This is a genomic window from Verrucomicrobiia bacterium (genome assembly GCA_035495615.1).
Classification (GTDB): domain Bacteria; phylum Omnitrophota; class Omnitrophia; order Omnitrophales; family Aquincolibacteriaceae; genus DATJFP01.
Map to the genome: position 1 here is coordinate 1 of DATJFP010000054.1, position 10,119 is coordinate 10,119.

At 59.3% G+C, this 10,119-nt stretch carries 15 protein-coding genes; 2 read left to right on the forward strand and 13 right to left on the reverse strand.

Features of this window, described 5'->3' with window-relative positions:
- Positions 1-375, reverse strand: a 375-nt coding sequence (locus VL688_07235) for a hypothetical protein (protein HTL47841.1), incomplete at its 3' end; no start/stop codon positions are given.
- 23 nt (positions 376-398) lie between these two features.
- Entirely contained in the window at positions 399-791 is a 393-nt protein-coding gene (locus VL688_07240) for a hypothetical protein (protein ID HTL47842.1), read from the reverse strand.
- A gap of 187 nt (positions 792-978) precedes the next feature.
- Here VL688_07240 and VL688_07245 point away from each other — a divergent pair, with 187 nt between their 5' ends.
- The gene (locus VL688_07245) at positions 979-1,815 is read left to right on the forward strand and encodes a DUF72 domain-containing protein (GenBank protein HTL47843.1); all 837 of its coding nucleotides are present in this window, start codon (positions 979-981) and stop codon (positions 1,813-1,815) included.
- Here VL688_07245 and VL688_07250 read toward each other — a convergent pair.
- From VL688_07250 to VL688_07290, 9 genes are all read right to left on the reverse strand, one after another.
- Positions 1,812-2,090, reverse strand: coding sequence for a hypothetical protein (locus tag VL688_07250; GenBank protein HTL47844.1), 279 nt, complete (start codon positions 2,088-2,090; stop codon positions 1,812-1,814). The two genes, VL688_07245 and VL688_07250, sit on opposite strands and share 4 nt — an antisense overlap.
- A 36-nt stretch (positions 2,091-2,126) precedes the next feature.
- The gene (locus VL688_07255) at positions 2,127-2,918 is read right to left on the reverse strand and encodes an alpha/beta hydrolase (protein ID HTL47845.1); all 792 of its coding nucleotides are present in this window, start codon (positions 2,916-2,918) and stop codon (positions 2,127-2,129) included.
- A gap of 35 nt (positions 2,919-2,953) precedes the next feature.
- Positions 2,954-3,175, reverse strand: a complete 222-nt coding sequence (locus VL688_07260) for a winged helix-turn-helix domain-containing protein (protein ID HTL47846.1) — start codon at positions 3,173-3,175, stop codon at positions 2,954-2,956.
- A gap of 43 nt (positions 3,176-3,218) precedes the next feature.
- Positions 3,219-3,533, reverse strand: a complete 315-nt coding sequence (locus VL688_07265; protein HTL47847.1) for a hypothetical protein — start codon at positions 3,531-3,533, stop codon at positions 3,219-3,221.
- Between the two features lie 174 nt (positions 3,534-3,707).
- Positions 3,708-4,412: an alpha/beta hydrolase gene (locus tag VL688_07270; protein HTL47848.1), complete on the reverse strand. Its 705-nt coding sequence runs from the start codon at positions 4,410-4,412 to the stop codon at positions 3,708-3,710.
- A 43-nt stretch (positions 4,413-4,455) separates the two neighbouring features.
- Entirely contained in the window at positions 4,456-5,193 is a 738-nt protein-coding gene (locus tag VL688_07275) for a hypothetical protein (GenBank protein HTL47849.1), read from the reverse strand.
- 54 nt (positions 5,194-5,247) lie between these two features.
- Positions 5,248-5,781 carry a YbhB/YbcL family Raf kinase inhibitor-like protein gene (locus VL688_07280; protein HTL47850.1) on the reverse strand — a complete coding sequence of 178 codons (534 nt, stop codon included), beginning with the start codon at positions 5,779-5,781 and terminating at the stop codon, positions 5,248-5,250.
- Between the two features lie 30 nt (positions 5,782-5,811).
- Positions 5,812-6,555, reverse strand: coding sequence for a PRC-barrel domain-containing protein (locus VL688_07285; protein ID HTL47851.1), 744 nt, complete (start codon positions 6,553-6,555; stop codon positions 5,812-5,814).
- Positions 6,556-6,574: 19 nt separating this feature from the next.
- Positions 6,575-6,994, reverse strand: coding sequence for a CBS domain-containing protein (locus VL688_07290; GenBank protein ID HTL47852.1), 420 nt, complete (start codon positions 6,992-6,994; stop codon positions 6,575-6,577).
- Between the two features lie 242 nt (positions 6,995-7,236).
- On the opposite strand from VL688_07290, the gene VL688_07295 reads away from it, so the two are divergent.
- A complete protein-coding gene (locus VL688_07295) occupies positions 7,237-7,827 on the forward strand; it encodes a hemerythrin domain-containing protein (GenBank protein HTL47853.1) in 591 nt (196 codons plus the stop codon).
- A gap of 78 nt (positions 7,828-7,905) precedes the next feature.
- Here VL688_07295 and VL688_07300 read toward each other — a convergent pair whose 3' ends face one another.
- Positions 7,906-9,576: a cation:proton antiporter gene (locus VL688_07300; GenBank protein ID HTL47854.1), complete on the reverse strand. Its 1,671-nt coding sequence runs from the start codon at positions 9,574-9,576 to the stop codon at positions 7,906-7,908.
- Between the two features lie 6 nt (positions 9,577-9,582).
- A partial coding sequence (locus tag VL688_07305; GenBank protein HTL47855.1) for an ABC transporter ATP-binding protein occupies positions 9,583-10,119 on the reverse strand: 537 nt, incomplete at its 5' end.

Consider the following 10,119-nt stretch of genomic DNA (forward strand, 5'->3'; position numbering starts at 1 on the left):
CTGCATCAGCTGGGTATACTCCAGGGCATGGATTTGCCTTCCATTGATGAAGACGCCCGTGTTGCTGTTGCCGGAAGCGTCCGCCTTGAGCGGGCCGCCGATCTGCATGCCGGGATAAATCTGGCCGTTGTACGGTCCGCCCTGGTAACCCCAGAGTCCGGACACGGTATCGTACCAGTAATGGCCCGGCACGATCGGGCCGAGCACCTGCTGGAGCTGCACAACCTGTTCGGGGCTCAAATCAACATCGTTGACGATAACCCCGCTGCCCTGCGCGGCCGGCAAGGCCTGAGGCGCGCAGACAAGCAGGCCCAGCACGGCGGCTTTCCAAAAAAAAGCCCACGGCTTCGAGACTTTGTGAAGCGGTGCCTTCATGCGCCTCCGGGGGGTCGAGGAAATCAGGATTTCTTTTTGCCGGGCGCGGCTTCGGCTTCTCCGGGCTGAGGTCCGACGCCGTTGAAATAATCGATGTGCGCCTTGTACTGGTCGCAGCCTTCGTTCGTATTGCCGACCGCGCAGTTGCAGGCGGCTTCCTGCACCGCGACGTCGCCGATGTAGGAAAGGCGGCTCACGCACTGGCGGAACGGATCGGTCACGGCATTGATGTTTCCGGTGTTGCGGGCCACGTTGGTCGCGTTGTTGGCCTGCTCGGCAGCGGCCGCGGCATCAAGGGCGCGGAGCGCCTGAGTGGTCTGGTCCGCGCGGGCATGCGAAGGCGCCGTCAAAAGAAAGAAAGCCGGGACGAACAAAGCGGAAAGGATTTGGAAAGCGAACGAGAAATTTTTCTTCATAACCAGCTCCGGATGATGGGTTAAGGTGCCTGATTCAACTACCGACGGTAATATACCTGACGCCGGAGGCGTCCACCACAGCTTTTTAGACCCGAATGCCGGGTTTTGCCGTCGGGCAAAACCGGGGCCGGCCTTTTTCAGGCTTCCACCGATGGCCGCCGCCTCTGTTTCTCCTTAGACTTGAGCCATGGCCTACGATCCTCATGTCCAAATCGGAACCTCGGGCTGGATGTACAAACACTGGAACGGAACTTTCTATCCCGAGAAGCATGGCGGAGACAAGGAATCCTATCTCGGCTTTTACGCGCGGCATTTTAGGACCGTGGAGCTCAACAATTCATTCTACGGACTGCCGCAGCGGCAGACGCTCAAGATGTGGCGCGAAATCGCGCCGGAGGATTTCCTTTTCGCGGTGAAAGCAAGCCGCTACATTACCCACATCCGGAGGCTCAACACACCGCGCGCTTCGCTGGACAAATTCTTCAGGCGCGTGGCGCACCTGAAAGAAAAACTCGGTCCCGTCCTCTTCCAGCTGCCGCCGAACTGGCACGTGAATCTCGGGCGCCTGGAAACTTTTTTGAAGGCGCTTCCCAAAGGCCGCGACTACACGATGGAATTCCGCGATCCTTCGTGGCACTGCGAAGACGTTTACGGCCTTCTGGAAAAATACGGGGTCTCGTTCTGCATTTTCCAGCTCGCGCGATTTCTGTCGCCTATCCGGGTCACATCGAAAATGGTTTACGTGCGTCTTCACGGGCCCACGAAAGAAAAATACAAGGGAAGCTACAGTCACCGGCAGCTCGAGGAGTGGGCAACGCGCATCCGCGCGTGGCGGAAAGAAAAGCGCTCGGTCTACGTTTACTTCGACAACGATCAGGCCGCTTACGCCGTGAGAAACGCCGCGGAGCTCAACGTCCTCCTCGGCCAGGAAACCGGCGGCCGGAGCGTGGACGTGAAGAAAAAAAAGAATCTCCCCGAATACAATCCCGATGCCGCCCGCTGGAACTTCGACCGGGCCGCTTAGCGCTGCTTTTTGTGTTTTTTCTTCCGGGGCAGAAGGCGTTTGCGGCGGGACAGGAGCGCCAGGGCGAGAAGCCCGGACGCGGTAAAGATGCCGAGCTTGTCCAGGCCGCGGGCACCGAGCGACAGCATGAAAAGCGCGAGAAGGACGGAAAGAAAAGCCGCGCGGGCCTTGCGCAGGCGGTGGTCTTTTTTGATTTTGAGATCGCCGCGGACGATCAGCGCGCCCCAGCCGATCCAAAATCCCGCCAGTATTAATCCGACCGTCTGAATGATCACGCGGCCTCCGGAATCGAATCCTGAAAACGCTTCGTATTATAAAACGGCGCGTCCCGTGAAAAATTCGAGCATGATTTTGTTCAGGAGCCCGGGCTTTTCCTTGAGCGCGGCATGGGAAGCCCCGGGCACGATGGCGAGCTGCGCGTTTTTGAGCGCGCGGAACATGCGGACGGAATGCTCGTGGCGGATCATGTCGCGGTCGCCGGCCACGATCAGGACGGGCGCCTTAATCTTCTTCAGCATACCCATGTTCCATTTCGGCTCCGTGAGCCAGAGCCTGCGGCATTTCTCGAAGACTTCGTAGAAATGCGCGGGATCATCCGGCGAATACGCCTCGTAGCGCGGGTCCACGCCGGAAACTTTCTGCTTTTTCAGTTCGCGCTGGAAAGACGGCTCGCAGCCGGAATGATGGATGTTGCCGCCCACGGAAATGAAACGGTCCACGAGGTCGGGACGGCGAAGCGCGAGGCGGAAAAGAAGGTTCGCGCCGTCGCTGTAGCCCATGAGCAGGGCTTTTTTGATTCGCAGCGCGTCCATGAAAGCCGCGGTCTGGCTTGCCATGGCTTCGTAAGTGTAGGGGCCGGAAATGTCGGCCGTGTGTCCGTGGCCCGGGCGCTCAGGCAGGTAGACTTTGAAGCGCCGCGCGAAAAAAGGGATCTGGTGGCGCAGGCCGTCGATGCAGGAGAGGCCGCCGTGCAAAAGAAGGAGCGGCTTTCCCCTGCCGTAGACTTCGTAATAAATCCGCGCCCGTCCCGCGCGCACGATGCGGCCTTTGCGGCGATTCCCGGCCAGGCTGAAAAAAGACGGCGTCAGTTTCATGGAGCGCATTCTAATCGGCGGCGCTCCCGTTGGCAAACCGAATGTCAGCGGTGGGAGGGCGGCTTGGGATTCAGCGTGATCAAGGGATCGGGCAGCCGGCCGTCGATCAGCACGTAGCCTTCACGGCTGAGCCATCCGGTCGCCATCAAGATCGTCTCTTGCGGCGCCTTGATGCCTTTGCACAGTTCCTTCAAAGAGGCCGTTCCCTCGTGAGAGTCCAGATAACGCCAAATCTCTCCCGCGCATAACCCGATCCACGTAATCATAGAACCTCCCGAAATGCCTGAAGAAGGAATCGCCGCTTTCATCTTAGTTCTCGTCGTGCTCTTCCTTTTCGGCTTTTTCGTGCTTTTTATGCCACGTCTTCTTCCATTCTTTGTACTTGGTCATCTGGTCCGCAGAAAGGACCTGGCCGAGCTTATCCTGCTTTTCCTTGTGCAGCGCTTCCGACTTGGTCTTGAAGTCTTCCATGATGGTCTTGACCTGGTTCGCCTGGTCGTCGGTAAGGCTGAGCTGCGTCTTCATCTCCTTCACCCGATCGTCCACGTTCATGCCCATTTCATTGGCATGCAGCGGCGCGGCCATCACAAGCATCAGCATCACTAAGAATAGACTCTTTTTCATGAGATTTCTCCTTTAAAGATATCACTTTTTCTTGTGTTTGAAAAATTCAACCTGCCTTAATCTTTTTTGGGCCTCCTTCTTGGTCGAATAGGGGCCCCCAAGGTTTTTCCCCTTTTCCGATTTGACGGAGTAACCCTTGGCTGTTTTGACGATCATAACCCCCTCCTTATTCGCTTAGGCGGCAATGATGCGGAAGCGTTCTTTACCCCGCAGGTAAACCTCGAACCACTGCGTGGTAAGGCGCGCGACTTCCTCGAGCGCGCCGGGTTCTTCGAAAAGGTGCGTGGCGTTGGGGATGACGATGAGGTCCTTCACCGGCGCGGCTATTTTTTCAACCGCGATTTCGTTCAGCGTGGCAAGAGGCATGTCCTCTCCGCCGACGATGAGGAGCGTGGCGGCCTTCACTTCGCTGAGCCCGCGTCCCGCGAGGTCCGGTCGTCCGCCTCTCGAGACGACAGCCCTGACGACGTCGGGCAGCTTCGACGCGGCGACAAGGGCCGCGGCCGCGCCCGTGCTGGCTCCGAAATAACCCATGACGAGCTCGCCGGGATAAGACACGCCGCAATAATCTTCGAGCCAGTGCGTCGCGCCAGTCAGGCGGTCCGCGAGCAAGTCGATATTAAAGCGGACCTGGGCGCCTTCGGGATTTTCCCTGTCCTCCTCGTGCGTGATAAGGTCCATCAGAAGCGTGCCGAAACCCGCCCTGTTCAATTCGGAGGCGATAAAACGGTTCCTCGGACTGCGGCGGCTGCTGCCCGCGCCGTGCGCGAACACCACGAATTCACGCGTCCCGCCTTCGGGAATGCTGAGGATTCCCGGCAGGGCAAAAGGTCCGATCTGAACTTCGGTTTCATTCTTGATGGCCATATCTCTTTTCATAGAAGGCTCTCCTCCTTTTACAGTGGGTTCAGGTTCTTGGTGATTAGGCGGCCTTTTCGAGCCCAGACGTTTTTTCCCAGGATTTCCGCCGGCTGTAATGCAAAGCCTCTTCGATGTTTTCTTCGAGCGCTTTCTTGGGATCGTAGCCGGGACAGTCCCACACGTCTTCCTTATTAATGGAAACGTAGAGCCTCGACTCCGCGGAGCCGATCCCGGTGATCCACCGGGGATCGAGCAGCACTTTTTTCGCGGCCGACCAGGTCCATACGTCGACGATGAGATAGCGAATGCTCCAGGTTTTGGTGCCGACCAGGAAGTCGTCGACGTGGCCCATCTTGCCATTGAGCGCCTCGATCGGGTAGCCGCGGACTTCCTCGTAACTGCAAAGATGCGGATCGGCCTCCGATGTTTTGCGCCCCTTGACCGGATGCGTGCCTTCGTCCGAGGCATGAAGGCCCGCGAGCCAGAACGGCCATTCAATATAGCGGCCGAGGGGCGCTTCCTGCCGGTGGGAAGCCGGCTTTCGATCGCCCTTCAGCGGGCTGCGGCGGATTTCCTCTTCGGTGAGCGGCGTCTCGAGCCGCGCCATGAGCTCATCGGGGACTTTGAAAACCGACGGGCTCAAAAGCACCTGTTTGCGCCCGAGCCAATGCCCCGTCTCGATGACGAAATGGCGGAGAATCCATTCCCGGTCGTCGAAATAATAATCTTCGATGCTGCCGATGGCGCCGTCTTTGGCTCTCAGGGTGAAATGTCTCAGGGATTTAAGCGTGATGAACATGACGTCCTCCTTGTTGCGGAACGGACGGCCGTTCCGGATTTCAGCGCGGTCACCTCAATAAGAAGCCGGAGGATCGCTGGCAGGAAAACTTTCCTGGGAAGATTCGTCCACTTTCCAGTCTCCGGGTTTTCCGTCTTTCTCATAGGTCCCGACCAGCTTGGCTTCGGCGAGGATGTGCCCTTTCATTTCGTCCAGCAGACGCTGGCGCGTGATCGCTTGTTCGGGGATGGGCAGCTCGCGGTCGAGCGCGTAGACATGGAAAATGTAGTGATGCTTGCCGCTCGGCGGCATCGGGCCGCCGTAGCCGACTCTTTTAAAGTCGTTCACGCCCTGGCGCGCGCCGCTTTGCAGGACGGGCATGGGCTGGACGTGCGGCTCCAGATGCGTTTGGGACGGCTTGAGGTTGAAAAGCACCCAGTGCGTGAAATTACCGCCCGGCGCGTCCGGATCGTCGACGACAAGCGCGAGACTCTTGGCATCCTTCGGCACGTCGGCGATGTCCAGCGGCGGGGACTGGTCCCTGCCTTCGCCGGTGAATTCCCGCGGAATGGCCGCCTGGTTTTGGAAAACGGGGCTCGTGATGTTCATGTCGTCCCTCCTTTTAATTCGCGGAACGGATCAGGCGGCGCGGGAAGCTTTCGAGCCGTCCTGCCATTGCGTTCCCCAATATTTTTCCTGGCTGTAATGCGAATAAAGCTCTTCTTCGTACGCGCGCTCGAGCGGAATCCGGGAATAGTACAGCGGACTGCCCTGGATTTTATTTTTGTTGAGCGGCACCGCGGCTCTGCGCCGGTCCCACATGAATTCCCGGATCCATTCGGGCGCGAGCAGGACTTTCCGTCCCGCCAGCCAGTCGCCCGTGTCCACGACCGCGTAACGGATGATCCACGTCTCGTCGTCCACGAGAAAATCGTGGATGCTGCCGATCTCGCCGTCGATCGCGGAAATCCGGAACCCCAGGATGCTTTTGACGCTGTGAAGCGGCTCGCCCGTCCACGCCGGCGGCGGCGCGCCCGGCGCGCGCGCAAATTCGGCGCCTTGCCAATACGGCGCCCAGCCGTAATGGCGGTGCAGGCTTTCCTCGGCCTGGCGCGTGACATCGCTCGAAAGATCAAGAGCGGGACTGCTGTTCACTTTTTTCCGCGTGACGCCCGCCGGAAGCCGCGCGTTCCACCAGTCGGGCTTTCCCAGCACCGCCGACGCGATGAGCACCCGCCGCCCTGAGGGCCAATCGCCCGTATCGACGGCAGCGTAACGGATTTTCCAGCGCTCATGGTCGAAATAAAAATCGTCGATGTGCCCCAATTTTCCTTCCGGCACCGTCACGGCGGTTCCCGCCGCTTCTTTCACGCTCTTGATCATGTCTCCCTTTCCGTCATTTTCAAGCGCTCCGGGACACTTCCTGAACAAGCTCGGCGATTTTGTCGGGTCCCTCGAACGCGATATCCGCCTGGGAGACGATGCCGCAGCAGCGGCCTTTGTCGTCCACGACGGGAAGTCTGCGAACCTGATGCTCTTCCATGAGGGCGCAGCATTCTTCGATTGTGGCTCCCCGCCCAACTGTCACGCAATGAGGCGTCATGCATTCGCCGGCCGTGAGCTCCAAAGGATTCAGGCCGCGCGCCACGGTCCTGCACGTAATGTCACGGTCCGTAAGTACGCCCATCGGCCTGAGGTCTTCGTCGAGCACCGGAATCTCACCGCAATCCGCCTCGCACATTTGCCGCGCCACGACTTGAAGTCCGTCGCCGGCGCCGCAGCAAGCCGGGTTCTTCGTCATGATTTCTTCTACCCTGGCCATATTTCCTCCGTTCGTTTGATCCTGAGGATGTCTTTTCCCGAGCTAAGATAACCCGCCGCGGGAATCCCGACCATCGGGCAAAATCGCATTCGCGGATAAGACATCCGCTGTGGCTTCCCGGCTTTCCCGATAGCAATCCCCTCCGAAGCACTAGCGGCAAACCACGGCGGCCCGGATTTCCCGCGGGCCGCTTCTTCCTTAAGATGCGGTTAAAAACGGAACTCTTCACACGGGGGTCGATCATGAGAAAGAAAAACAGAGAAGAAGCGCGGGAAACGGAGCAGCAGACGATGGTGGCCGAAGCCAAGCCCATTGAAATGCTCAAGCAGGACCATGAAAAAGTGAAGGAACTTTTCGAGCGCTTCGAGCAGACCGAAGACGAGGACGAGCAGGAAGAAATCGTGACGCAGGCGATCAAAGAGCTGAAAATCCATGCCGCGATCGAAGAAGAAATTTTTTATCCCAAGGCCCGCGAAGAAGCCGAAGGTGAGGAAGAACAGGAAGACCAGCTCGACGAAGCCATCGAGGAGCACCACGTCGTGCACCTCCTGGTCGCCGAGCTCGAAAAAATGAGCCCGGAGGACGAGCGGTATGCCGCGAAGTTCTGCGTCCTTGCCGAGACCGTGAAGCATCACATCGAAGAAGAAGAAAACGAAATGCTGCCTGAGCTGGAAGATTCCGAGGCCAACAGCGACGCCGTGGGCCAGGAAATGACGGAACGCAAGCACGAGCTCATGGCAAATCCGGACGACGCCAAGCAGACCGAGGCGAACAAAAAGACCTCCGGAAAGAAAAAAACGGCGCACCGCTCTTCATCGAAGCGGCGCCATTGAGATCCGGGGACATCTAGAGACGAGGGGTCTGGGGACCTGCCGGCTTGATGCGGCGGGAACCTGGGCTCCGCGGGATTGTCAGGCGGGATGACGCTGGAGCAGTGTGAAGAGCTCTGAACCAACCGACTCGCTGGCGACAGCGACTTCAAGCGCCCCCGCCTTTTTCAATTCCTCCGAGCCCCGCGCGTCGTCGGCCGTCATGATGAAGCGCGCCTGGGGCGCAACCCTCCGCAGCTGCGAAAGAAGCCTTGCCCCGGTCGTTCCCTTTAAATAAGTGTCGGAAAGCGAGCAGATGACAAGGCGCGCTTTTTCGATGCCCAGGTGTTCCAGCGTTTCCGCGTGCGCGAGGTCCGCGTAACGGAAGACGAATCCTCTTGCCTGCAGCGGCCCGGCGAGCGCCTGGTTGAAATCGACGGCCAGCAGCTTCGCTTTCAGCGCGGGCAGCCTCTGTTCCAGTTTGTCGAGAAACGCCAGCCCTTCCCGGAAGCAGCCCAGCAGCACGATCTCCGGCTCGAATTTTTCCTCGCGCATTTTTTTCTCGCGCATCTGCGACGGCCGCAGCAGGCCGAAGACTTTCATCACGCCGGCCGCGATGCGCCCATTGAAAAAAATCAGGTACGTCGAGACGACCGACGTCATCAGCATGGACGTGAGCACCAGCGTCTGGAGCTGCTGCGACACGTGGCCGTAGCCGATGCCGAGCGCCACGATCACCAGGGAAAATTCGCTGATCTGCGACAGATTGAGCGCCGTGACCACGCCGATCCTGGCGCCGTTTCCGAAAAGCGCGGTCACGGGAATCACGGTGACGAACCGGCTCAGCACCACGACGATCGCGACGCCCACGGCCCCGGCCAGGAGCCCGGGTTCGGGAAGCGGCATCTTCAGGCCCAGCGACACGAAGAAAAGCGTGACGAAAAAATCGCGCACGCCGATCAGCTTCGCGATGACGTCCGCGCCGTAAGGATAGGCCGCGAGCGAAAGCCCGGCGATCAGCGCGCCCATCTCCTTGGAAAGCCCGGCCCGCTCGGCAAGGCCCGCGAGCACGAAGCACCAGGTCATGGCGGTCAGCAGGACAAGCTCCGGCTTTTTCGCAGCTGCGGCAAAAATCCGGTTCAGCACGTGGCGGCTCATCACAAAAGCCGCGGAAGTCAGCAAAAGGCCAAGGCCGATCGAGCGGATGACCGCGAGCCATTCTGGATTGAGAAGATTGGGCTGGAACGCCATAAACAGCATGGCCCAGATGTCCTGCAGGACAAGCACGCCGACCGTCAGGCGCCCGGCCGTCGTGTTCACCTCGAATTTGTCCGCGAGCAGCTTCACGACGATGAGGGTCGAGCTGAGCGCGGTCGTGACCGCGAGATAAAGAAGATCGTAGCGGCCCGCGAGCACGCCGTCTTTGAAATAGCCCCAGCCGAACCAGCCGTAGAGCGCGAGGCCCAGCGCGACGCAGCCCACGAATTGCACGAGCCCGAGCGTGATCATGCTGGGCCCCATGCGGAAAAGTTCCTTGAGATTGATTTCGAGCCCGATGATGAAGAGAAGGAACAGCAGTCCGATTTCCGAAATCAGCTCGATGCTCTCCGAGCCCGTAACGAGGCCCAGGCCCATGTGCCTTCCGAGCAGAATGCCGCCGGCCACGTAGCCGATGATGAGCGGCTGGCGCAGGAGCCGCGCGCCGTGCGCGCAGAGCGTCGCAAAGATGATGCTGAAGGCGATGTCTTTCAGCAGCTCAAAGGCATGTTCCATGGAGGCTCACTCTCCCAGATAAGCGGACTGGACCTTGGGGTCGGCCAGCAAGTCCTTTCCCGTGCCGTGCATCTGGATGCGCCCGCTCTCGATGACGTAGGCGTAATCGGCGATGTCCAGCGCTTTGAAGGCGTTCTGTTCCACGAGCAGGATCGTAATTCCGTTCTCATGGATTTTCTGGATCAGCGAAAAAACAACTTCCACCATTTTCGGCGCGAGGCCGAGGCTCGGCTCGTCGAGCAGTAGAAGCCTCGGCCGTCCCATGAGCGCGCGCGCCATGGCCAGCATCTGCTGCTCGCCGCCGCTCAGGTTGCCGGCCAGCATTTTCAGCCGTTTTTTCAAAATGGGAAACAGTTCGAGCATCTCTTCCATGTCTTTTTGCGTTTCTTTGCCGCGCGAGCGCGTATACGCGCCGAGATCGAGATTCTCTTGCACGGTCAGGTGCTGAAACACGCGGCGGCCTTCGGGAACATGCGTGATGCCCTGGCGCACGATCTGGTCCGGCGGCATTTTCTCGATGCCCTTGCCTTCGAACTGGATCGT